Annotated in this window: 23 protein-coding genes, 4 pseudogenes and 1 riboswitch; of the genes and pseudogenes, 5 read left to right on the forward strand and 22 right to left on the reverse strand. The window is 38.5% G+C overall.

Features of this window, described 5'->3' with window-relative positions; translation table 11 throughout:
- A pseudogene (locus EII37_RS11410) lies at window positions 1-350 on the forward strand (tyrosine-type recombinase/integrase); the annotation flags it as partial.
- Between the two features lie 545 nt (window positions 351-895).
- Here EII37_RS11410 and EII37_RS07480 read toward each other — a convergent pair.
- A pseudogene (locus EII37_RS07480) lies at window positions 896-1,965 on the reverse strand (IS3 family transposase); the annotation flags it as partial.
- A gap of 376 nt (window positions 1,966-2,341) precedes the next feature.
- On the opposite strand from EII37_RS07480, the gene gshAB reads away from it, so the two are divergent.
- The gene (gshAB, locus tag EII37_RS07485) at window positions 2,342-4,606 is read left to right on the forward strand and encodes a bifunctional glutamate--cysteine ligase GshA/glutathione synthetase GshB (RefSeq protein ID WP_049531677.1); all 2,265 of its coding nucleotides are present in this window, start codon (window positions 2,342-2,344) and stop codon (window positions 4,604-4,606) included.
- Window positions 4,607-4,726: 120 nt separating this feature from the next.
- On the opposite strand, the pseudogene EII37_RS07490 reads toward gshAB, so the two are convergent.
- Together EII37_RS07490 and EII37_RS07495 are read right to left on the reverse strand one after the other, a co-directional pair.
- A pseudogene (locus tag EII37_RS07490) lies at window positions 4,727-5,110 on the reverse strand (transposase); the annotation flags it as partial.
- A 1-nt stretch (window position 5,111) separates the two neighbouring features.
- A complete protein-coding gene (locus EII37_RS07495) occupies window positions 5,112-5,327 on the reverse strand; it encodes a hypothetical protein (protein WP_000456789.1) in 216 nt (71 codons plus the stop codon).
- A 365-nt stretch (window positions 5,328-5,692) separates the two neighbouring features.
- Here EII37_RS07495 and EII37_RS11510 point away from each other — a divergent pair.
- A pseudogene (locus EII37_RS11510) lies at window positions 5,693-6,070 on the forward strand (hypothetical protein).
- Between the two features lie 459 nt (window positions 6,071-6,529).
- On the opposite strand, the gene EII37_RS07505 reads toward EII37_RS11510, so the two are convergent.
- From EII37_RS07505 to EII37_RS07525, 4 genes are all read right to left on the reverse strand, one after another.
- Window positions 6,530-6,724, reverse strand: a complete 195-nt coding sequence (locus EII37_RS07505; protein ID WP_000469564.1) for a hypothetical protein — start codon at window positions 6,722-6,724, stop codon at window positions 6,530-6,532.
- Window positions 6,705-7,037, reverse strand: coding sequence for a hypothetical protein (locus EII37_RS07510; protein ID WP_049531919.1), 333 nt, complete (start codon window positions 7,035-7,037; stop codon window positions 6,705-6,707). Before EII37_RS07510 ends, EII37_RS07505 begins: the two co-directional genes overlap by 20 nt.
- A 359-nt stretch (window positions 7,038-7,396) precedes the next feature.
- Window positions 7,397-8,236 carry a phage replisome organizer N-terminal domain-containing protein gene (locus EII37_RS07520; protein WP_049531917.1) on the reverse strand — a complete coding sequence of 280 codons (840 nt, stop codon included), beginning with the start codon at window positions 8,234-8,236 and terminating at the stop codon, window positions 7,397-7,399.
- An 8-nt stretch (window positions 8,237-8,244) separates the two neighbouring features.
- Window positions 8,245-8,526 carry a hypothetical protein gene (locus EII37_RS07525; protein ID WP_000005472.1) on the reverse strand — a complete coding sequence of 94 codons (282 nt, stop codon included), beginning with the start codon at window positions 8,524-8,526 and terminating at the stop codon, window positions 8,245-8,247.
- A 147-nt stretch (window positions 8,527-8,673) separates the two neighbouring features.
- Between EII37_RS07525 and EII37_RS07530 the strand changes: the two genes are divergently transcribed.
- Both EII37_RS07530 and EII37_RS07535 read left to right on the forward strand, forming a co-directional pair.
- Window positions 8,674-9,192: a helix-turn-helix transcriptional regulator gene (locus tag EII37_RS07530; RefSeq protein ID WP_000181350.1), complete on the forward strand. Its 519-nt coding sequence runs from the start codon at window positions 8,674-8,676 to the stop codon at window positions 9,190-9,192.
- Window positions 9,193-9,243: 51 nt separating this feature from the next.
- The gene (locus EII37_RS07535; protein ID WP_000022152.1) at window positions 9,244-10,398 is read left to right on the forward strand and encodes a site-specific integrase; all 1,155 of its coding nucleotides are present in this window, start codon (window positions 9,244-9,246) and stop codon (window positions 10,396-10,398) included.
- A 651-nt stretch (window positions 10,399-11,049) separates the two neighbouring features.
- Here EII37_RS07535 and EII37_RS07545 read toward each other — a convergent pair.
- The 15 genes from EII37_RS07545 to EII37_RS07615 all read right to left on the reverse strand — a co-directional run bounded on the left by EII37_RS07545 (window position 11,050) and on the right by EII37_RS07615 (window position 24,017).
- On the reverse strand, window positions 11,050-12,099 hold the full coding sequence (locus EII37_RS07545; RefSeq protein WP_000126416.1) for a DUF389 domain-containing protein: 1,050 nt from the start codon (window positions 12,097-12,099) through the stop codon (window positions 11,050-11,052).
- Complete coding sequence (locus EII37_RS07550; protein WP_000825751.1) at window positions 12,096-12,419, reverse strand: potassium channel family protein; 324 nt, start codon at window positions 12,417-12,419, stop codon at window positions 12,096-12,098. Before EII37_RS07550 ends, EII37_RS07545 begins: the two co-directional genes overlap by 4 nt.
- Window positions 12,416-12,775, reverse strand: coding sequence for a hypothetical protein (locus EII37_RS07555; protein ID WP_000397555.1), 360 nt, complete (start codon window positions 12,773-12,775; stop codon window positions 12,416-12,418). The genes EII37_RS07550 and EII37_RS07555 overlap by 4 nt, the downstream gene beginning before the upstream one ends.
- Entirely contained in the window at window positions 12,700-13,002 is a 303-nt protein-coding gene (locus EII37_RS07560; protein ID WP_006151097.1) for a TMEM175 family protein, read from the reverse strand. The genes EII37_RS07555 and EII37_RS07560 overlap by 76 nt, the downstream gene beginning before the upstream one ends.
- 353 nt (window positions 13,003-13,355) lie before the next feature.
- The gene (rpsI, locus tag EII37_RS07565; RefSeq protein ID WP_000075964.1) at window positions 13,356-13,748 is read right to left on the reverse strand and encodes a 30S ribosomal protein S9; all 393 of its coding nucleotides are present in this window, start codon (window positions 13,746-13,748) and stop codon (window positions 13,356-13,358) included.
- 18 nt (window positions 13,749-13,766) lie between these two features.
- Window positions 13,767-14,213: a 50S ribosomal protein L13 gene (gene rplM, locus EII37_RS07570; RefSeq protein WP_001044624.1), complete on the reverse strand. Its 447-nt coding sequence runs from the start codon at window positions 14,211-14,213 to the stop codon at window positions 13,767-13,769.
- A 215-nt stretch (window positions 14,214-14,428) separates the two neighbouring features.
- Window positions 14,429-15,628 carry an ABC transporter permease gene (locus tag EII37_RS07575; RefSeq protein WP_124788134.1) on the reverse strand — a complete coding sequence of 400 codons (1,200 nt, stop codon included), beginning with the start codon at window positions 15,626-15,628 and terminating at the stop codon, window positions 14,429-14,431.
- Window positions 15,625-16,518 carry an ABC transporter ATP-binding protein gene (locus tag EII37_RS07580; protein WP_124788135.1) on the reverse strand — a complete coding sequence of 298 codons (894 nt, stop codon included), beginning with the start codon at window positions 16,516-16,518 and terminating at the stop codon, window positions 15,625-15,627. Before EII37_RS07580 ends, EII37_RS07575 begins: the two co-directional genes overlap by 4 nt.
- A 235-nt stretch (window positions 16,519-16,753) precedes the next feature.
- Window positions 16,754-19,159: a phenylalanine--tRNA ligase subunit beta gene (gene pheT, locus EII37_RS07585; RefSeq protein WP_124788136.1), complete on the reverse strand. Its 2,406-nt coding sequence runs from the start codon at window positions 19,157-19,159 to the stop codon at window positions 16,754-16,756.
- Window positions 19,160-19,267: 108 nt separating this feature from the next.
- Window positions 19,268-20,314, reverse strand: coding sequence for a phenylalanine--tRNA ligase subunit alpha (pheS, locus tag EII37_RS07590; protein ID WP_049547092.1), 1,047 nt, complete (start codon window positions 20,312-20,314; stop codon window positions 19,268-19,270).
- Window positions 20,315-20,625: 311 nt separating this feature from the next.
- Window positions 20,626-21,045, reverse strand: a complete 420-nt coding sequence (locus tag EII37_RS07595; protein WP_000867301.1) for a chromosome partitioning protein ParB — start codon at window positions 21,043-21,045, stop codon at window positions 20,626-20,628.
- Window positions 21,046-21,072: 27 nt separating this feature from the next.
- Entirely contained in the window at window positions 21,073-21,723 is a 651-nt protein-coding gene (locus tag EII37_RS07600; RefSeq protein ID WP_124788137.1) for a phosphatase PAP2 family protein, read from the reverse strand.
- Complete coding sequence (locus EII37_RS07605) at window positions 21,713-22,276, reverse strand: ECF transporter S component (protein ID WP_000185822.1); 564 nt, start codon at window positions 22,274-22,276, stop codon at window positions 21,713-21,715. Before EII37_RS07605 ends, EII37_RS07600 begins: the two co-directional genes overlap by 11 nt.
- Before the next feature lie 163 nt (window positions 22,277-22,439).
- A riboswitch (FMN riboswitch) is annotated at window positions 22,440-22,658 on the reverse strand.
- Window positions 22,659-22,717: 59 nt separating this feature from the next.
- On the reverse strand, window positions 22,718-23,221 hold the full coding sequence (locus EII37_RS07610) for a tRNA (cytidine(34)-2'-O)-methyltransferase (protein WP_124788138.1): 504 nt from the start codon (window positions 23,219-23,221) through the stop codon (window positions 22,718-22,720).
- 283 nt (window positions 23,222-23,504) lie between these two features.
- Window positions 23,505-24,017, reverse strand: coding sequence for a GNAT family N-acetyltransferase (locus EII37_RS07615; protein ID WP_124788139.1), 513 nt, complete (start codon window positions 24,015-24,017; stop codon window positions 23,505-23,507).
- Between the last annotated feature and the right edge of the window lie 160 nt (window positions 24,018-24,177).

Here is a 24,177-nt window from a genome sequence, read left to right on the forward strand (position 1 = left end):
ACCTCTTGGAAAGAGCAACAAAAATATGAACTAGCAAAGTTTGGCATCATCAGTAATCCAGAACAATTTGTTTTTACATATATCGACACAAGAGGAAACATCAACAAGCCTTTACATGCTGACTATCTAAACAATAAAATGAAAAGCATCATAAAGAGCTGACACATGCTACACCTCATAAACTGCGACATACAGGAGCAACGCTTGCTAAACAAGCAGGAATGAGCTTAGAAGCAATTTCTGAAGCACTAACACACAGCGATACAGGTACAACTCAAATTTATGTCAATACTTCTAACGTTGTTTCTATGACCGTTGGTGAATTTGCTTTAAAGTCTCTAAAACAATAAGGTGAAAATAAGGTAAACTTTGAGGTAAACTTTTGAGTGCTTTGAAACGTTGATATAGTCGTATTGATTAACGTTTACTAAATTGTGATGCTTTACGAGCTTTCTTAAGACCTGGTTTGGAAAGTATGAGTTGCAGTTGGACTAAAAATAGCGTAATATCAAGGTTTTTATGAACGATATTTACTGATTGATTTCATAAAATTTGAATCAATATTTCTTAAATAGGGGAATAGTTCGGTTCTGTAAGTATTAATATAATACACCTACAAAGCTTATTATATCAGATTTTCCCCAGTTTTAGAAAAATAGGTAGAGAAAAAAAACAACATCTGGATTTTCCAAAAAATCTTGACAAAGTCCTCATATAACCGTTTCTGCATTTTATTATATCATTTTTGACTTAGAAAATAATATATAATAGAAGATGATTCGTCTTTTTAAACGGACTTATCAAAAACTGGAATTCTATCAATATTTTGGACACATTTTGGGAGGAAAATTTGAAGGCTAGCGCCCTTCGGTTGCTGGACCCCTTCTACGACCAATTCTCTGTACTCTACAGGGGACTGGTCATTCAATTTTTGTTGAATTCTAGTTTCATTATAAAATATGATGTAATTTTTGACAATATCTGTTATACTATCTCCAGTTATGTTTCTTCACTTATGGAGATAGAAGGTTTCAGACTTTAGGACGGAATGAAACCATTCGATACAGGCATTATCTGCTGGTGTTCCCTTACGGGACATGGAGCGGGTGATGCCTTTTTCTACACAAGCCTGATAGTAAGCTTTTGAGGTGTAAACCGATCCCTGATCACTGTGTAAGATCGCTCCTTGAGGTAATTCCAATTGATGGAGCGTGTCCAACACAAAGTCCGTATCCTGACAATCTGAGATGGTATAAGCCACAATCTCACGATTATAAAGATCCATGATGGAGGACAAGTATAGCTTACATTTACCTAAGTATAAATAAGTAATATCTGTGACAAGCTTCTCCATAGGCTTGTCTGCTTGAAAATCACGATCCAGCTTATTGTCTGTTACATGGTAAGGCTTCCCTAATTTAGGTTCCTTCTTGGGACGGGCACGGCAAAGGTAGCCCTTTTCCTTCATGATACGATAGACCTTCTTGCGATTAACGACGAGGTTATAAACTTTCTTTAGTAAGCGAGTGATGGTTCGATAGCCGTAAATAAAGTGATTTTCTATACAGAGTTGTTCGATTTTATCTGCTATTTCGCCTCTTTTCTGAGAATTCTTACACTCCTGTTCCCAGCGATAAAAGGTGGAGCGTTTGACGCCGAAACATTCTAAAATAATAGATACAGGGAACGTTTTCTTATACTCTTCTACTAGCTTGATAAGACTTACTTTGTCGATTCTCTTATCAAGCTCTGATACTTTTTTAGTAATTCTACCTGCAATCGTAACTGTTCCACTTCAGATAACTGTTTCATCCCATTACCATAAGTATATTGTTTCCCCACGGGTTGGTGGAAACGGTACAATTCATCATTCTGATACCATCGCTACCAGGTCTTGGCCTGACTAGCATTTTTGATGCTGAGGGTATCCATGATAACTTTATTTGATTTGCCTGCCTTCTTCATTTCGATACAGGCTAGCTTAGTTTCTACTGAATATGCTTTTTGACCATAACAAAACACCCCTGTTTCTAGTTTACCACAACAGGAGTGTTTTCTTGTGTCTCATTTTATGGGTGCAGTGCCGACCCTAGGGATTCTTTCGTTCTCATATATACGTCATTAGTATAGGCTAATTTGATTTAAATTGCAAGAGAAATAACATTTTACATAAAAATCGGTGGGTATTTTACAATTTTTGCATATAATAGAGCTAAAAAGCAACTGGTTTTAAGAATTCTTATCTAAAACATTCGAAAATTCCCCTTAACCGTAGCGGAAAGTTGTTTTCTTTGCCCTATTATAATATACTATTACTTACATTAGATGAAAAGGTGACTCTATGACTATAAATCAACTGCTTCAAAAGCTGGAGCCTACTAGCCCTATCCTTCAAGCTAACTTTGGAATTGAACGCGAAAGTCTTCGTGTCGATAGACAGGGAAAATTAGCACATACGCCTCACCCTTCCTGCCTAGGAGCTCGAAGTTTCCACCCTTATATTCAAACAGATTTTTGTGAGTTTCAGATGGAACTCATCACACCAGTTGCTAAATCTACCACTGAGGCTCGTCGATTTCTTGGAGCCATTACCGATGTAGCTGGACGTTCCATCAGTAAAGATGAACTTCTCTGGCCCTTGTCCATGCCTCCTCGTATCAACGCCCAAGAAATCCAAGTTGCCCAACTGGAAAATGAATTTGAACGCCATTATCGTAACTACCTAGCCGAAAAATACGGAACTAAACTACAAGCTATCTCAGGTATCCACTATAATATGGAACTAGGGAAAGATTTGGTTGAAGCCCTATTCCAAGAAAGTGACCAGATTGATATAATTGCTTTCAAAAACGCCCTCTATCTCAAGCTGGCTCAGAACTATTTGCGCTATCGTTGGGTGATTACCTATCTCTTTGGTGCTGCACCTGTTGCTGAGCAAGGCTTCTTCGACCAAGAAGTGCCAGAACTCGTGCGTTCCTTCCGAAACAGCGACCATGGTTATGTCAATAAGGAAGAAATACAAGTATCTTTTGCAAGCCTAGAAGACTATGTCTCTGCCATCGAAAACTATATCGAACAAGGTGATTTGATTGCGGAAAAGGAATTTTACTCGGCTGTTCGTTTCCGTGGACAAAAGGTTAATCGCTCCTTCCTTGACAAGGGAATCACCTACCTAGAATTCCGTAACTTCGACCTCAACCCCTTTGAGCGTATCGGTATTAGCCAAACTACCATGGATACCGTACACCTACTCCTTCTAGCCTTCCTCTGGCTGGATACCCCTGAAAATGTTGATCAGGCTCTGGCTCAAGGTCACGCGCTGAATGAAAAAATTGCCCTCTCTCATCCTTTAGAACCTCTACCTTCTGAAGCTGAAACTCAGAACATTACGACAGCTCTAGACCAACTGGTGCAACATTTTGGGCTTGGTGACTATCATCGAGGTCTGGTCAAACAAGTTAAAGATGCCTTTTCAGATTCCAGTCAGACACTAGCTGCTCAACTTCTTCCTCATATCAAAGACAAGTCCCTTTCTGACTTTGCCCTTGACAAGGCGCTTGCCTATCATGATTACGACTGGACTGCCCACTATGCCCTTAAGGGTTATGAGGAGATGGAACTTTCTACCCAGATGCTGCTCTTTGATGCCATTCAAAAAGGGCTTCATTTTGAAATCCTAGATGAGCAGGATCAATTCCTTAAACTCTGGCATAAAGATCATGTTGAGTACGTCAAAAATGGTAACATGACCTCAAAAGACAACTATGTAGTTCCTCTTGCCATGGCTAATAAAACCGTGACCAAAAAAATCCTGGCTGATGCTGGCTTCCCTGTCCCTGCCGGCGACGAATTTACCAGTCTAGAACAAGGTCTAGCCTACTATCCTCTTATCAAGGGCAAACAAATTGTGGTTAAACCAAAATCAACCAACTTCGGTCTGGGCATTTCCATTTTCCAAGAGCCTGCCAGCCTTGATAACTATAAGAAAGCTCTCGAGATTGCCTTTGCAGAAGATACAGCTGTTCTTGTTGAAGAATTTATCCCAGGAACCGAATACCGTTTCTTCATTCTGGACGGGCGTTGTGAGGCTGTCCTCCTTCGTGTCGCTGCTAATGTTGTCGGTGATGGCAAACACACCATTCGTGAATTAGTCGCTCAGAAAAATGCCAATCCATTGCGAGGCCGTGACCACCGCTCACCTCTGGAAATCATTAAGCTAGGAGACATCGAACAATTGATGTTGACTCAGCAAGGTTATGCACCTGATGATATTCTCCCAGAAGGGAAAAAGGTCAATCTCCGCCGTAACTCCAACATCTCTACGGGTGGTGACTCTATTGATGTCACTGAGACAATAGATTCCTCTTACCAAGAATTGGCAGCAGCTATGGCAACTAGCATGGGGGCCTGGGCTTGCGGGGTTGACCTCATCATTCCAGATAGAACTCAGCCTGCTAGCAAGGAAAAACCTCATTGCACTTGTATCGAGCTCAACTTCAATCCCTCTATGTATATTCACACCTACTGTGCTGAAGGTCCTGGACAAGCTATCACTCCAAAAATCCTAGACAAGCTTTTTCCAGAAGTTACCACAAGTCAAACCTAAAACCTAATTCTTAGGAACAAACAAATCACCTTTATCTCGATGATATGATACCTCTTAAGTAGACAAGGTAAATACCTAAAATCTACGGCTCTTTGTCAACTGTAGTGTGTTGAAGAAAAGCTAAGCTCGAGAAAGGACACATTTCGTCCTTTCTTTTTTGATATTCAGAGCGATGAAAATTCGCTTCTTGAAGTTTTCAAAGTTCCGAAAACCAAAGGCATTGCGCTTGATAAGTTTGATGAGATTATTGGTTGCTTCCAATTTGGCGTTGGAATAGGGTAGTTGAAGGGCGTTGACGATTTTCTCTTTGTCCTTTAGAAAGGTTTTAAAGACAGTCTGAAAAAGAGGATGAATCTGCTTTAGATTGTCCTCAATGAGTCCGAAAAATTTTTCTGGTTCCTTATTCTGAAAGTGAAAAAGTAAGAGCTGATAGAGATGATAGTGGTGTTTCAAGTCTTCTGAATAGCTCAAAAGCTTGTCTAGAATTTCTTTATTGCCTAAATTGTCAAATTAAGTTAGACTTTTCAAGTAACTCAGAAAAACTTGGTAGGGTGATTGAAATAGTTCTATATAGTAATTCATAGACTACCCTCTGTTCAACTATTCCCCATTCATCTGTAACAAAAAAATATTTCTCATGATGTCGCCAAATATGTTGTCCATAACCTTTTATTTCCTCAAACTTACTAACTTCTTCCCAGCCTAGTTTACTATATTCCATGTATGTTCTCCGATCTTTTCACTAATATCTTACATTACACCTTCAGGAATATCTCCTGTTGATCATTGTAACTATCTAGTTGACTGTTATACCAAACCCTGGAATTCTGTCAATATCTTCTTTTCCCTATTTTGATTTATTTCTCAGCTATATGGTATATTAGGATACTTTGAATTCACCTTAAACAAAAAAATGCACAAGTTAATTACAACCTGCACATCTTTTTAATTTTATATTTAAAAGAGACTATAAATCAACTTTCCGAAAAATAATGATTTTCCCGAAAGAAATAGATCAACCTAAAAAATCACTGTCTTACTTATGTAATGTTTCTTTAATATAATATAGAAATAAAAAGTATGTAAATGAAAAGATTTATCACATTACTTTTAGTGTCTCTATCTACAATTTTATTAATTGCATGTTCTAACCAATCAAGCAATTCTTTAGATGGCGAATACCGTTGAATAAACGAGAGTAGAAATGAAGTTGCCTTTACCATTTCAGGTAACAAAGGAAATAGCAACAAAGGAGAGGCCGACACCTTTACAATTGATAAAGATAGTGCAACAATCGAACTGACTGGCTCTAATATCATAAACCGAAAAGAGAATTATACCTTCAAGGATGATGTATTCACTGTAGATATTTCAGGAACAAAGCAGGAGTATTACAAAAAGGATAGTGAAGAAATACAGCGACAAGTAAAACACTCAAACTATTTGATATTCTTTATACAATAAAAACGCTTTTGTACTGACCCCAAAAGTTAGATTTTTTCTGTCTAACTTTTTGGGGTCAGTACACACCCGCATAGCGGGTATTTTTTGTCTCGCACCTAGCGGAGTGAGACAGACTAATAGTCACATAATAAAAAATTTACTTAAAGTCAGATTTTAAATACTGTAGAATAGTTCTTTCTAAAACTTACTCCCAATTTTTTTTGCTCGTATAATTCATCAGGGGTTTGGGGATTCCCCAAAATTCAAATCATCCCAAAAAATACATACACTTTGTGTATACAAATTTTGAGATGATTTTGGGAGTGTGTGTATACAGACTCTGAGCTCGCAAAGTCATATTATGATAAATCTTTCCTTCTCGATAAAATAATTCCAAAAATCGATTTGACTGTCATTTGTGTGTACAAATATTTTAAGAAGATATATAAAAAACGCTGCAAAATTTTTAACAGCGTTTCCTTATTTTAAAATTCTCATATGTCTTTCTTTTTTATGGTTAGCATCGTAGTATTCCAGCATCGCATGATACAAACGAGCCTTCGTTTTATCTTGTTGTTTAATCCCATGAAGAAATAATTCTGCTCGCTTTAATTTCAATATGTATTCGCATATCTGATCAAAATCCTTATCCATATTACTTTTGAAAATAAACATCTTTTTCCTCCATCACATCAACTATTTTTTGCATCAAAATAGACATATCCATTTTGTTTTCATAGCTTATTCTCCCAACTACAGTTGCAAGACGGGCTATAGAATTGATATTCTTTCCTACCTGTTCCAACTCTTCTGTCAAAGGAACTAACGCTTCAAAAGAGACTTTGTGAATGTTCAAATCTGTTCGGATTAATTTTTTTCTAGCAAACTCAGAAAAATTATGAATATTTTCCTTCCTCATACAATCATTTAATTTTTTATTTTCTTCTTCTGTCAAAAATACCTGTTTCAACACCGATTTTATTCTCATAATCTTATCACCTCGTTTTCTTATTTAGTCGTTTCACAAGTTCTTTCACTTGTTTGCTTGTCTTCTTTTCATATCCTATCATCAGCTCAACACAGCAGTGAAATATCCTTACATTATCGAAATCTTCACTTTGTTCCGCTATTCTTTCTAACTGACGTAAGTTATTGATAATTCTTCTAACTTGAAATATAAAGTCATGATAAGATTCAAAATCAAATTGAAGATAAATAGGCGAACTCTTAAACAACATTTTCCTAGCATAAGAGGAAAAATTTAGATGGTTTGTCATTTCAATCAAGTTATTCACTATTTCATTCTGCTCTTCAGTGATATAACATTTCTTTAGAACAGTCCTATATCTACTCATTTATCATATACTTCTTTCGGGCATTTTCATGGGCAATAGCTTTGCACTCCAGCATACGTTCCTGCTTTAAATTCTCCATAGACTTAAATAAATACGCTAACGGAGAAGTCGCATCCTCAGGAATCCGTTCAATCATGCTAATAACTTCATCACTAGTTACATATCCACTAGCTAAATACTCTCCTATCTTCATCTTCTGAGCATGTGTTAAAGTGTAATTGTTAGGATACAAAAATCTATCATTGTACTTATAAGAAATGGATTCTAACAAAGAATAATATTTAGGCAGAATATAAGTTTCAGGCTTTCTAGAACTATTATCCAGTATATTCTCAATCTCTTTCTTATTCTTACTCTTGTTCTTAATCTCTTGCGTTACATTCTCATTTTCATCCGTTACTGTAACGTTACAGTCTAAAACAAGTTGTGGCTCGCCTGTAATTAGTGCTTTCTGTTTTTGTCTATGACGAGCAACACGTTCCCTTGTTTGTTTTCTAATCTTTTCTAGGCCATCTATATTCTGATGTTTCTCCCATTTTGGAATGGTAATAGCGCCATCTATGATTTCTATCATGCCAAATTCTTCAAACATACTGAGAGCTAATTTTACAGATGTAGCCTTTCGTCTAAACACTGTTGAAAGCATCTCTTCTGTGTAATAAACCTTGTTCCCTAGACTTAATATGCCACTATTATTTTGCTTTCCTGCAAGCACCAGAATTTTAAACCATATTACAATAAGAGTATCTCCTTCTGGCATTGATTCTATTAGCTGAATTTTTTCATCATCAAATATATCTGTTGTTATCTTGATCCACTGAACACCATTCATACAAGTACCTATCTTTCATATTGCTTCAACCATCTTGTTACTGCTCTTTTATCGTATAAAGTCACTCCATCAATCACCATGGTTGGCATTCCTTCTTTCGTCCATTTTTGGATTGTTGTCGTAGATACATCTAACCACCTAGACAAACCTGACATACGAACCATGGGTTTATAAAGTTCTTTATCTTCAAATACTCTTGCTACAGCATTTGAAATCATCTCATCATAGTGAGCACGTAATTGCTTCTCTAATTCTTTAGGAAGCTGGACAACTAAAGTAGTTTCCGACATAAATTCACACCTCATTTCTAAATTAAATAAGCTCCGAAACCATTTAATTTGTTATTCATTTTGAATTATATATCCTTTTTGAATTTTTGTCAAGCTTTTTTATTCAAAAAGAATAAAATGTGTTATAATGATAAAAAGGAGGTTCTTATGACGAATCATATTACTAAACTGATAGAAAATAGCGGAAAAAAATTGACAGAAATTAGCGAAGCTACAAATATAGCCTATCCTACACTTTCTGGATACAATCAAGGAATCCGCAAACCTAAAAAAGATAATGCTGAAAAATTGGCAAAATACTTTAATGTTTCCGTCGCTTACATTATGGGACTTGATAGCAACCCACACGCTCCATCAAATCTTAAAATTGTTACAGATAGTTTCAAAACATCTAAAATTGGTTCTGTGACACCTTTTAAAAGCGATATGGAGAAGTTAAAGAAGAGTATCGAATTTGGCGAAAGGGCATTAACACTACCACTTGATGATAGTTTTTCAGATGAATTTCGTCATATATTCTCAGAATACCTAGCTGAGAAAAACAAACGTTTTATGTCTGAGTTTATAGATTATATGAATCACCAAAATAAAGATTCTAAAGTTTGGCAGAGCTGGATTAAAACAGACGAATACGCTATCCGCCAAGAAGATAGAAAAAATAGATAGACACTCATTTCTCAATTACATAAGCTCCGAAAACTTAGATACGGAGAAAAAATGTCTATACACAAATACAAAACAAAAAAAGGAATCCTATACTATGTCAGCTTTTACATTGGCTTAGATGCTTATGGAAAGAAAAAAAGGCACTTAAAGAGAGGGTTCAAAACCAAAAAAGAGGCAAAATTGTACGAAGCTCGTTTAGAAGCTGGTGTCGTTGCCCCCACAGTAAGTACCGACAAACCTAACCCCAAAGTCACTTATAAAGAACTTTATCAAGAATGGTTTAATGCCTATGTTGGTACCGTTGAAGAAACAACTTCTTCCCAAACTAAGAATATCTATCGAATACATATTCTACCAATATTTGGCGATAAATTTATTGACCAAATCAGTCCTTTAGACTGTCAAAACTTTATTACACAAAAATCTCAGACTTTCAAAAATATCAAACAGATAAAATCCTATACCTCAAAAATTTTTGATTTTGCAATCAACATGAACTACATTGATCGAAATCCAATGAAGAATGTTATCATGCCTAAAATCAAAAAAACTAGATCAGATAATTTTTGGTCTCTGGAGGAATTACATCATTTCCTTGATATAGTGAAAGAAACTGAGCCATTTAAACATTTTGCTTTATTTAGACTGCTTGCATTTAGTGGACTACGAAAAGGGGAGTTATACGCTTTAAAATGGGCTGATATTAACTTTGACAGCAATCTATTGAACATAGATAAAAGTCTAGGAAGAATTGACGGTAAAGCGATTGAAAAGAGCACAAAGAATGAATCTTCAGTTCGTACAATCTATCTTGATGATGAGACAATCGATATTATTAAGCAATGGAGAAATTTCTATCTGAAAGAACAATCTCAGCTTCCTCTTACAAAGCTGAATATTAGTGATGAATATATGTTCTCTTACATATCAAGTAATGACAAAATTGAACCTTTGCATGCTGATTACATTAATAACGTACTGAATCGAATTATTAAAAAGCATAAATTAAAACCAATTAGCCCACATGGGTTTAGACATACACATGCAACACTTATGTCTGAAATTGGAATCGATCCTTCTAATACATCAAAACGTCTCGGTCATGCAAGCAGTCAGGTGACATTAGATGTCTATACTCACACCACAAAAACTGGTGAGAAAAACTCTATTGACAAATTTGCAGACTATCTCAATAAAGCAAAATAAATCATGATTTTAAAAATTTAGAAGAGGTTATCAGAAGGTTATCACAAAGCTATTTGAGCTCAAAAATCGACAAAAAAGCACTTTGCAAAATTTTTGCAAAGTGCTTTGAAACGTTGATATAATCGTATTGATTAACGTTTTGAGGCAACTGACCTTGTCAGGTTGCAGCCACATTTGTAAGCGACTAAAGTCGCAACAACTGTGTCAATTGCACCAATTTAGTAAGAAAGTAGAAAAAAGAACACCCCGAAAGGTGCTCTGTATAAGTATAGTAATTCTTTCGAATTAACGTTTACTAAATTGTGATGCTTTACGAGCTTTCTTAAGACCTGGTTTGGAAAGTATGAATTTCAGTTGGACTAAAAACAGCGTAATATCAAGACTTTTCTCCGCTTTTATAAAAGCTTTTTTCCAATCAAATTCAACTAATTTTATCCGAATGGTGTGGATTTTACCCCCAAAATTACAGAGAATGGAGCTGATAAACACTAAACGTTCACACCATTAGTTAAATGATTTTTTGTTCATCATTTTTCTTAGATGATAGAACTTCTAATTTATTTCTTATTCAAGCAAAAACAACCTGCTATAAGTAAGAAAGAGGAAGATACAAGAAAAACACGGCGTAAAAACCGATTCAGTTCATTGTCCTCAATCCTTGTCTGCTTCATTTTCTTTTACGAGATCGTTTTGTGAATCTTTTTCAGAGAGTTTTTGATCAATATACTTGTCAATGTTTTCATAAAATTCCTTGGTCGCTTCACTATCTAATGTTGGCGAGTTCTGAACTTGATTCACTTTCAATTGAACAGATTGAATACCGTAAGAGGCTTGTTTTTGGTGGAGTGTTTCTAATTCTTCTTCTGAAATCGGATCTCCAACAACCGTCAAGACCAATTCATTGTTACTTGACTTGTAGACTTGATTAATAACCGTATAATTGGCGAACTCTTTTCCTACAAACTGTTTGATCCCTTCTTTGCGCGCTTGTTCTATTGTCAGAGTAACTGCCGAATAGCTAGCTGGAAGAATCAACAATACAATCAAAGATATCAAGCCAATTCTCATTTTAATGCTCAGCTCTTTAAATGAAGTTAAAGGAGATTTTCTCATCAAAATTCTTGTTCCAACAATGTTGGCTAGCATGATAAAGACACAGTTGATCAAGAAAAGATAGAGAGCCCCCAATAAAAATCGTACATTCCCATTAGCTAAACCATAGCCAGCAGTACAGATAGGCGGCATCAGAGCTGTAGCAATGGCTACTCCTGGCACGATATTGTTTGCTTCTTTTTTCCTTGAACCGATCACACCAGCAATCCCACCAGCAATAGCAATGAGGACATCCCAAATGGTTGGAGAGGTTCGTGCAATCAACTCGCTACTTGCATAAGACAAGGGAGAAATCCAGAAATACAGAGTCGAGACAAGCAAACTGACCAACACTTGAGTCAATAAAACCTCTAGAGATTGCTTGATTAAACGCGTATCAAAAATAGCTAAACCGAATCCCAGTCCAACAATCGGTGTCATGAGAGGTGAAATCAACATGGCTCCTATAATGACAGCTGTTGAATTCATATTTAGTCCGATAGAGGCAATAAAAATTGCACACATCAAAATCGCTGTATCTCTCAATCGAACATGAAGGTCATCGTATAATTTCTCACGGTATTCCCGTGTTGAATAATTGGCAGTCATTTGTCCTCTCCTCTTTCCTTATTTAAATTGGTATAATAATTAAAAATAACAGCTGATAAACAGCCAAAAAATATGAGCCCATAAATCGTCAAGAAGACACTGGTAATCCTTCCAATCAAGGTCACAGCTAGGAGATCCCCGTAGCCGACAGTCGTCGAAGTCACAAAAGCATACCAAAGACCGTCTCCGTAATTTGTGATAGCAGGTTCAACTAGGAAAAGCACGCCTCCTGACCCAAAAACAAAGGTCACAAAACTCAGAGCAAACCGAGTAAAACCCGTAACCTGCATAATATGCCATAACATTTTTAAACGTTTCATTTGTTCTCCTTATTCATACTAGCTCCTGACCGAGCCGTTTTTTTCCAATAATCAAAGTGAAGATAGGACATGATCTCCATCAGAGAAAGATAGACAAACTGATAGATCTGATTTAAGCTGATTATCAACTGATATTGTTTGAAAAATGACTGGAAGAAAGACCAGATATGACTGTCTTGAATCAGTCCCTTCTTAATATCAGACAGGATATTAGCTAAAGCTCCCAAGGACTGAAACGGTAAATCCTTGACATTTATATAGATCCGGTCCACCACATCATTCAGACTGGTATCTTGGATGGCATGAAATTCTCCAAAGAGAACTCCTGCCGCTCCAAGAGTAGAAACAAATTCCACCAAATAATTTCTGAGGAAATTTTCTCAACCTTTTCCCATAATGTGTTTAGTGCCATCCATAACGATCCCAACCAGAAAAAGGAAAGAAAACAAGCAAAGAAATTTTGCCGTAAATCCCAAAAAGCTTCAAGACTTGGTGTTGTTGGTTTTTCTAACTCTAAAACCAAGATGGTCATAATAATTGCTAGAACAGCATCTGTCAATACAATTAATCTGTCTTTCTTCATCGGATTGCATCCCCTTTCTTTTTTGTAACATTCTATCTTATCGCATAATATTGGATATTCTTTCATAATCCGACTACAAACAAAAATAAACCAAAAAGTATGTCCCTATTATACTATATTTAACTCTAGAAGTATTCATCCATCTAATTAATAAATATATCATATTTCACAATAAGTGAATACTATCAAAGATTCATCCCCTTTCACTTCATCATGTAGTGTTGCTTAGATTTATCAAAAACAACCAAATTTGTATTAATTTCAAGTATCACCTAGTTACAAAAATTTGGGGTGAACAGAAAAAGCATCCCGTATTTTTGATACGAAATACTTTCAATAAGTTTAAATAAGTTTTAACGTTTACTAAATTGTGATGCTTTACGAGCTTTTTTCAAGCCTGGTTTCTTACGTTCAACTTTACGTGAGTCACGTGTAAGAAGTCCTGCGCGTTTCAATGAATCGCGGAAGTCTGGGTCTACTTGAAGAAGGGCACGAGCGATACCGTGACGGATAGCTCCTGATTGACCTGCGTATCCACCACCTACAACGTTAACGAAAACGTCGTATGAACCTGCAGTTGAAGTAACTGCGAATGGTTGGTTGATTACAAGACGAAGGTCAGCGTGTGGGATGTACTCTTCAACATCTTTTTTGTTAACAGTGATTTTACCAGTTCCTGGAACAAGGCGAACGCGTGCAACAGCGTTTTTACGACGTCCAGTACCTGCATATTGTGCTTGTGACATACTTTATTGTTCCTTTCCTTAGATAAGTCCTGAAATATCAAGAACTTCTGGTTGTTGTGCAGCGTGAGTGTGCTCAGCTCCAACAAATACTTTCAACTTCATACCTTGAGCGCGTCCAAGAGTATTGTGTGGAAGCATACCTTTAACTGATTTCTCAATCAAACGTACTGCATTTTTAGAACGAAGTTCACCTGCAGAGATTTGTTTCAATCCACCTGGGTGGTTTGAGTGAGTGTAGTAGATTTTATCAGTTGCTTTTTTACCAGTCAATTTAACTTTTTCAGCATTGATAACAATCACAAAGTCACCTGTATCAGTGTGTGGTGTAAATGTTGGTTTGTTTTTTCCGCGAAGTACGCTAGCAACTACTGCAGAAAGACGTCCAAGTGGTACATCAGTTGCGTCAACTACGTACCATTTACGTTCAACTTGGCCTGGTTTAGCCATAAATGTTGTTTTGTTCATGATTTCTCCTATATATAGTTCGATTTTTGTTTACGGTGATGGGTGTTCCTTCCCATCGAAAAGTATTTGGAAGGTTCCGGGGCCTTTCAAATGGGGTAAACAATACCGCCTACTATCATACCAAATTTCACCCCTAAAAGTCAATAGATATGAAAAATATTTTTCTGAATTCCACTCTTTTTATCTCTAAAAAACCTCGCTTTCGCGAGGCTCTTCTATTTATAAGATAAGGCACGTCTAAAGGTTTTCCAAATCCCTAAATCATCCGTTTGAAGGACTAGGCTGGCATACATGCGTCCGATAAATCCTGTTGCTACCACTGCAAAAATCACTGTAATAGCAAGCGAAATCCATGCTTCTAACCCATTTGCATAACCATTAATAGCTCTAAACGGCATGAAGAAAGTCGAAATAAAGGGAATATATGAACCAATCTTCAAGATGAGATTGTCACCAGCTGCACCTAGAGCTGTCACTCCAAAAAAACCACCTATAATCAAAATCATCAAAGGCGACAAGGCTTTTCCTGCATCCTCAGGACGAGAAACCATAGAACCTAGGAAGGCTGCTAAAACAACGTACATAAAGAGACTGACTAAAATAAAGAGCAAGGTATTCAGGGAGAAAGCATCTCCCAAATGGTCCAAAATACCAAACTGGGCTAATAATGGCAAATCTTTAAAGAGCAGAATAGCAGCGAGACCACCCACGACATAGATGCCGATATGAGTCAAAATCACAAACAACAAGGCAAGCATACGAGCATAGAAATAATGACTGGCTCGAATGCTGGAGAAGACCACCTCCATGATTTTAGTACCTTTCTCACTAGCCACTTCCTGGGCAGTGACACTAGCATAAGTAATTAAAATCATATAGAGAAAGCCACCAACCGCTGTAGCCGCGATTGTTTGAATCATTTTTTTATTTTCCTTGGATTCATCAATTTTCTCCGTAAAGTTAACTGTTTGCTCCAAGCGTTTTTCCTGCTCTTGTGACAAATTAGCTGCCGAACGATTGAGTTGACCTTGAAGATCATTTAACTTACTCGTTACTCCTAGCTTAATAGCAATCTCAAGGGAAGTTTCACCGTGATAAACTGCCTTCAAGACACTATCCTCTTGGTCAATGGTCAGATAGCCTTTTAATTTTTCATCCTTGATAGCAGCTTGAGCACTTGCTTCATCCTGATAATCAAAATTGAGACCATTGGTAGATTTAAGACCTTCTGTCACAGCTGGAACAGTGCTGACTACTGCTATCTTGCCACTCTGAGCCATAGAAGAGCCTTGAAGATAGCCAATTCCCCCAGAGAGACCGATAAACAAGAATGGTGAAATCACCATAAAGAAGAAACTCCACGACTTGATGTGTCGAAGATAGGTTTCTTTCATTACAACCCACATATTTCTCATACTTCCACCCCTGATTCTAGTTTAAAGATTTCATCGATTGTTGGCGCTTGCTGGTCAAAGGTTGCGATATATTGCCCTTGAGTCAAGATTGGGAAGAGTTCTCTTCCAGCACTCTCATCATCTAAGATTAATTTCCAACTGCCTTGTTTGGTCAAGCTCACCTGCTTGACATGAGGAAGACTTTCCAATTCTTCCTTGCTTCGTTCACTTGAAACAAAGAGACGCGTTTTCCCGTATTGATTGCGGACATCCTGAACTGGTCCATGCAAGACCACACGACCATCTCGAATCATGAGAATATCGTCACAAAGTTCCTCGACGTTAGTCATGACATGGTCAGAAAAGATAATAGTTGCCCCACGTTCTTTTTCTTGAAAAATGACTTGCTTGAGCAATTCTGTATTGACTGGGTCCAATCCACTGAAAGGCTCATCCAAAATAATCAAGTCTGGCTCATGAATCAGAGTAATGATGAGCTGAATCTTCTGCTGATTTCCTTTTGACAGGCTCTTAATTTTATCAGTCAGCTTTCCTTTCACTTCCAACCTCTTCATCCATTGAGGGAGTTTTTCCTTGATCTCCTTGGCATCCATACCTTTTAGAGTCGCCAAATAGCGAACTTGTTCAAGGACTGTCAATTTAGGCATGAGACTGCGTTCTTCAGGCAGATAGCCAATCCGAGCATAGGTCTCCTGACGAATATCCTGCCCATCCAGACTAATTTCTCCTTGGTATTCTAAAAACTTCAAAATACTGTGGAAAATCGTTGTTTTCCCAGCACCATTTTTTCCGACTAGTCCCAAAATACGACCTGGTCGCGCTTGAAAGTCAATACCAAACAAAACTTGCTTGGGTCCAAAACTTTTCTCTAGACTTCTTACTTCTAGCATCTTTCACCTCCGAAATGTCTTGCACTCATTATACTCCTTTTTGATAGCCTTTACAATGGTTTATGTCCATTTTTATCATCCTCATTTTAGTAAAAAATCTTAGGGTACTTTGAGTTATGAGTACATTATACACTGGTAAACTCCAATTTATCTTCTCTGTTCCTCAACTGTCCATTTTTAATCCTGAATTGTTATTTGAAAAGCAAAAATCCACCCCAAAGGATGGATTGATGATTTAACGCACTTCTGCATTCACTTTTTCTTCGAGAGAAGCTTGGATTTTTTCCATGTAGCGTGCGACTTCTTCGTCCGTTAAGCTATCTTCTGGATTTTGGAAAGTCAAGCTATAAGCCATTGACTTCATACCAAGTCCCAATTTTTCGCCTGAGAAAACGTCAAAGAGTTTGATATCTGTCAAACGTTTCACGCCTGTAGCTTGGATGGCGTCCACAACTTCTTGGTGAGTCACTTCTGCCTTGAGGAGAAGGGCAACGTCACGGCTGACTGCTGGGAATTTAGTAATTTCTACAAATGGAGTAGCAGGTTGAAGGGCTACTTCGATGGCTGAAAGGTTGAGCTCAGCTACATAAGTTTCTGGAATATCGTAAGCCTTGGCAGTGACTGGATGCACTTGACCAAGGAAACCAAGAACTTGATCACCGAGTGAAATCATAGCTGTACGACCTGGGTGGAGGCTTTCAATTTCAGCTGTAGCTGTATAGATCACTTCTAGTCCCAAACGAGCAAAGAGGGCTTCAAGGATTCCTTTAGCATAGAAGAAATCAACTGGAACTGCTGCTGTTTGGAAGTCTTTTTCAGCAACCAAGCCTGTCAAGGCAAAGGCAAAACTGTTGATCTCATTTGGAAGTTCTTCTTTTGGATTACCTGTTTGTTCAAAGACTTTTCCAATCTCGTAAAGGGCCAAGTTTTTGTTCTTACGAGCTACGTTATAAGCCACCGTATCAAGGATACCTGAAACCATATTTTGACGGAGGACAGAACGGTCCACTGTCATTGGCCACATGAGTTCAGTAAGGTTACTTGGTTGAGCCGTAAACTCAACTGCTTTTTCAGGAGTTGTTAGAGCATAGGTGATGATTTCTGTCAAACCTGCTCCTTCAGCAATGGTACGAACTTGACGGCGAAGTTTTTGTGTCGCAGTCAATTCACCAGCTGTACCGTCATCTTTTGGAAGACTGGTTGGCAAGCGGTCATATCCATAGATACGAGCAATTTCTTCAAAGAGGTCCGCTTCGATGGTGATATCCCAACGGCGACGTGGGACGCTGACTGTAAAGCTATCTGCATTTCCAGAAAGACCAAAGCCAAGACGACGGAAGACGTCTTCTACATCCGCGTAAGAAAGTTCTGTACCAAGGACACGGTTAACATCAGCAAGAGTTGAAGAAACTTCCACATCAGAGGTATCAAGTTCACCCGCTGAAACGATGCCTTTACGCACCGTCGCACCGGCAAGTTCGGCAATCATACTAGCTGCCGCATCAAGTGCTTCATTGACTGTTGCCACATTGATTCCTTTTTCAAAGCGAGAAGATGACTCAGAACGAAGGTTAAGACGACCGCTGGTTTTACGGATTGATTTTCCGTTGAAGACTGCAGCTTCAAGGACGACACAACTAGATTTCTCAGAAATTTCTGTTGCTTGACCGCCCATGACACCTGCAAGGGCTACTGGCTTGTCTGCGACAGTGATAACTAAGTCATTCACGTCCAAGTCACGTTCTTCACCATCTAAAGTCACCAATTTTTCACCAGCACGCGCTTCACGCACACGGATGTCATTTCCTTCAAAGGTATCCAAGTCAAAGGCATGCATAGGTTGACCAAAGTAGAGCAAGATGTAGTTTGTCACGTCTACAACGTTATTGATGGGACGGACGCCTTCGTTCATGAGAAGGTTTTGCAACCATTGTGGACTTGGTGCAATAGTCACATTGTCTAAGATGCGGGCCGCATAGTAAGGTGCCTTGTCTGTTTCAATGCCCACAGAAAGGGCATCTGCCGCAGCTTGGTTAGTTTCTGTTAGAGTAAATTCTTTAAAGTTGACTGCCTTGTCATAGATGGCTGCCACTTCGTGAGCCACCCCACGCATAGAAAGGGCATCCGCACGGTTTGGAGTGATGGAAAGTTCGATGATTTCATCATCCAAGTCTAGATATGAGAAGACTTCCTCACCTGGAACGGCATTTTCTGGCAAAATTTGAACGCCATCTGCGAATTCCTTAGGCACAACTGAGTCAGAAATTCCCAATTCGCCAAGCGAACAGATCATCCCAAGTGACTCTAAGCCACGGATTTTTCCTTTTTTGATTTTATAGTTGTCAGCGATGCGAGCTCCTGGAAGAGCCACCATAACCTTGATACCAGCACGCACATTTGGGGCACCACAGACGATTTGACGGGTTGCTTCTTCGCCAACGTTAACCTGACAAACATGGAGGTGAGTTTCTGGCACATCTTCGCAAGACAAGACCTCACCGACGACAATTTTTGAGAGACCGGCAGCAGGTGTTTCCACACCTTCTACCTCGATCCCTGTAGTTGACATTTTTTCAGCCAACTCTTGTGATGGCACATCAATGTCCACCAATTCTTTTAACCATTTATAAGATACAAGCATAATTCTGATTGTAAGATCCCACCAAGTAAGACCTTTTCAATTCCTTTCTTTTTCTTCGAGTCAGCCCTTACCATTTACCTGACTAGGACTGTATTACATGTTTCAATCTTATTTAAACTGTTCTGAGAAGCGGACATCTCCTTGGTAGAATCCACGGATATCGTTGATTCCGTAACGGAGCATAGCTACACGCTCTTGTCCAAGACCAAAGGCAAATCCAGAGTAGACCGTTGCATCAATTCCACTCATTTCGAGGACACGTGGGTGAACCATACCGGCCCCCATAATTTCGATCCAACCTGTTTTCTTACATACGTTACAGCCTTCTCCACCACACTTGAAGCAAGAAACATCCACCTCAACAGATGGCTCTGTGAATGGGAAGTAAGATGGGCGCAGACGGATCTGACGCTCTTCACCGAACATTTTTTGCACAATCAACTGAAGGGTTCCTTGAAGATCAGCCATAGAGATATTTTTCCCAACAACCAAGCCTTCAATTTGGTGGAACTGGTGACTGTGGGTCGCATCGTCTGTGTCACGACGGAACACACGCCCTGGTGAGATCATTTTCAAAGGGCCTTTAGAGAAATCATGAGCATCCATTGCACGCGCTTGAACTGGAGACGTGTGAGTACGGAGTAAGATCTCTTCTGTGATATAGAAAGTGTCCTGCATATCACGAGCTGGGTGGTCTTTTGGAAGGTTCATACGCTCAAAGTTATAGTAGTCTTGCTCCACTTCAAAACCATCCACGACTTGGTAACCCATCCCAATGAAAATATCTTCGATTTCCTCACTGGTTTGTGTGAGGACATGACGGTGACCAGTCGCAACTGGACGACCTGGAAGCGTCACATCGATACTCTCGCTAGCCAGTTGAGCCGCGACTTTCTTTTCTTCCAAGAGCTTAGCTGTTTCTTCAAAGGCAGCTGTCAAGACATCACGAGCTTCATTGACGTGTTTCCCAATGATTGGACGCATCTCAGCAGAAACATCTTTCATCCCTTTGAGGATTTCAGTGAGCGAACCCTTTTTACCAAGGACAGAGACACGCAAATCTTGCATCTCTTTTTCATTTTCAGCAGTAATCTGCTTCAAGCTAGCCAGCATTTCTTCGCGAAGCGCTTTTAATTGTTCTTCAATAGTTGACATATTTCCTCCATCAGTCGCTCGTAGATAAAAAGAAAACCACATGCCAAAAACTCCACTCGGAGCGTTGACACGCGGTACCATCCGTTTTCATCTGACAAGTCAGACCTTCATTTCTAAATCCATGCGCAAGTGAATTCACCCAGCTTTCATATAGAGAGCTTGCAGTCACGGCTCTCCTCCCTGATATACTTCCCTTGGGCTACTAGTCTTGCGGATTTCTATTCAATTACTACATAGTTTATCAGATTTTTAGTTAAAAAACAAGTTAGATTAGACTAATTTCAGTATAAAAAGGAACAAGACACAATGCACTACCTATTTATAAGGCCTGTTTCATCTGCTTTCCTTTTCAATAAGAGAGTTGCTGCTTGATTAAAACCATCACACCAGTTATACCATTTTGCTTCATACTCATCTTGAGCTAAGATATGATTTTTTAAATCCAGAACAGAGTAAATCATTCTTTCCTCACAAGCTTGCGCATAGAGATGATATAGTTCATCACCACCATCTCTATCCCACTCAGCAGAAATCGTATCCCGACCTGCCAATAAAGCCTGATAAGCCCTGTGATGTCCATCTGTAATCAACAAGCAATTTCCAAAGGCAAGAATACTGATTGGATCGACTTGGATTGTTTCTGCCGACTGGTAAAGCATCTGAATATCTTGCAACTTCTTTTCTGATAAGTATAGTTGAGTCGGATGAAGATCTGCTATATTGACTTTCATTTCTTTCTCCTCAAAGGAATTTGATACTCACTTCTGCTTGCCTTTAAATCGCCATTGGAATCGGAGCTTGTCATAGAAGGGAAACTCGATAAACAGGACTCCCAAGCCGACACAGAGACTGGCAAGGACATCTGATGGATAGTGAACTCCCAGATAGACCCTTGATACCAGCACACTGACTAGGTAGAGACCAAGGACGATTTGCACGATTTTTCTCCAGACTGGATTTTTAATCCGTTGACTGAGAATGACAATCAGAGAACCGACCAGCAAGGTTACAGCCAGAGAATGGCCGCTTGGGAAGGAAAATCCCTTCTCCTCAACCAAGTGTAAAATAGCTGGTCGTGGGCGCTGGTAGATATTTTTAAAGGTCACGATTAAAAGACCAGCCAAAGCCAAATTCCCTAGCATGAAGAAACTTTCTATCTTCCACCGCTTACGATAAAAGATAAAGGCTGTAATGACAACCCAAGTGATAATCACTGGGATATCAATCAGGCGTGTGATGGCTCGGAAAAGAATAGTCAAGTAATCTGGCAAGTCTCCTCGAACGGCAGTCTGTATCGGTTGGTCAAAACCGACCAGCGTTTCAGGGTAAAATTTGACCATGTAGCCAAGAATAACGAAAAGTAAAAGGGCAAAACTGCCCTTCATTAAAAATGTTTGTTTATCTTTCATAATGTTTTAAGGTTGGTTTCAAGAGAATATACAACAACCAGAATGAAACGGAAAAGATTACTCCCTCAATCAAGTTAAAAGGTAATACCATGGTCATTAGGTAGTTGGAAAGTCCCAAAATTTTTCCAATATCAAAGTTAGCAAACTTAGCGTACAAAGGAACAGCGTAAACATAGTTGAGAACCAACATAGCCACGGTCAAGCCAATAGTTCCAGCTAGAGAGCCTAGTAGGAAACGAAGGGTTGTCCGTTCCTTTTTCCAAATCAAAGCAAATACGATGACAAAAACTCCCAAAGCTACGATATTCATTGGCAAACCAATGTAAGTATTCACTCCCTGGCTGTTAAGAAGCAGCTTCAAGAGTGAGCGAAGCAAGAGAATTCCTAGAGCAGCAGGCAAATCCATGACCACCAAGCCCACAAGGACTGGCAAGATACTAAATTCGATCTTAAGGAAGGATGCCGCTGGTAAAAGCGGAAAGTCAAAGTACATCAGCACAAATGAGATAGCTGATAGAATTGCAATGGTCGAAAGTCGACGTGTGTTTGTCATAACAGGTTCCTCCAATTTTCTATAAAATCAGAAGAAGTTAGAAAGGATTTTTCTATCTATTCTCACTTTTTATATCCCAAAAGTTCCCTCTCACTCTATTAAGGAAATTCAAGCAAGCGGTTACAGTTTAGCTATAAATCTATCAGAACAGACAAAGCTATTCTTTCGTCTTCTCCCATCCAGACTATACTGTCGGTTGTGGAATCTCACCACATCAGCTTGCGCTCGCGGACTTATTTGGCTAAGATATTTTAGATTTATCTAGGCGTCGCAGTCGAAGATAATACTTAAAGTATATCGAGACAAGACAACGACGAGAAAGCTAAAATAGCTAGTCAAATTTACCGCCGGTCGGGAATCACACCCTGCCCTGAAGACTCTTTTATCATAACAAAAAACGCTTGCAAGCGCAAGCATTTTGTTCATTTTCATTTTCATTTTTTATTTCAATTTATCCACTTCATAGGTATGAACAAGCTCAAGACCTGCAAAGTTCTGCTGGCGAAGAGCCTCATAGACAATCATGCAGACTGTATTAGACACATTAAGACTGCGGACATGTTCATCATTCATAGGAATACGAAGAGCCTTCTCAGGATGTTCGCGCATAAAGTCTTCAGGTAAACCCTTGTCTTCACGTCCAAAAAGAAAATAATGGTCCTCGTCAGTCGATAAATCCACATCAGAATACACTTTCTCAGCGAATTTCGAAATCAGATAAAGTTTGCCCTTCATCTGAGACATGAAACCCTCCAAACTCTCGTAAAAATAAATTTCTAGCTTATCCCAATAATCCAATCCAGCTCGCTTCATCTTGCGGTCGTCAATAGGAAAGCCCATTGGCTTGATGATGTGGAGGGGAGAATTGGTCGCAGCGCAAGTACGCGCGATATTGCCTGTATTTTGTGGAATTTGTGGTTCAAATAATACAATGTGATTTGTCATGACTTGCTTCCTTTCACCATTGCAAAAAAATAGCCACACTGCCCGGAGTCAAGCTCAGCAAACAGCGTGGTTAAGGCATCGTTAACTTACCTCACAACAGGTTTGAAGTAAATCAGCGAAACTACTTTCTTAGTATAACACTTTCAGAATCATTGTCAATAGAAACGACTTGATTTTTTCAATTTTTTCAAGCTATTTCTTGGGGTTTCTAGGAGAAAATTCTTAAATATCTGCAAAAATTGCTTACTCTTTTATACCTATCTGTGGACTGGGAATGATGATATTATGACCTCGTTATTTCAAATACTGCTGTATGAAGCCACTCATTATGAATTTGTAAGTCATTTTCTATAACCCTACTAAAGATGAAGCCATTTTTTAAAAGCACTCTCTGAGAGGCCAGATTGTCCGTTGCCGTCCCTGCGATAATCCTATGTAAACCATAAATAGTAAAGGCCTTTTCTAAAACGAGTTTAACCGCTTCGCTGGCATAACCTAAATTGCTAACATTTTCCCCAATCCTATACCCAAGCTCTGCTGTTTTTCGATTATTCTCTAAAACACTTAAATTAATTCTTCCAACCATAACGCCTTGCAAATCTCTGATAAGATGCATGTAGACATCCCGATTCGTTTGTTCCGTTAACAATTCCCTCGTAATTTCTTTAAAACCTTCTAAATCAAAATAGTTAGCTGGTCTAGGAGGTAAATTCCGCTCAAAATACTTTCGATTCTCTTTTTCAAAAAAATAGACGTCTAAACTATTTTCTTCAGACAACAACTCTAAACTTATCATTGTAAATCATCTCCCGTCATTATATACATTCAAATTTTCTCATGTTTACACAAAGTGAAATTAACACGATTTAAATTAAGTACTTTTACTATTTTATATCGTCTCCACATTATGACACTGAACTTAGTTGAAAATGATTATATTTGAATAACTTTGATTT

Origin of the sequence: Streptococcus sp. OH4692_COT-348, assembly GCF_003859975.1 — a bacterium.
Taxonomy (GTDB): domain Bacteria; phylum Bacillota; class Bacilli; order Lactobacillales; family Streptococcaceae; genus Streptococcus.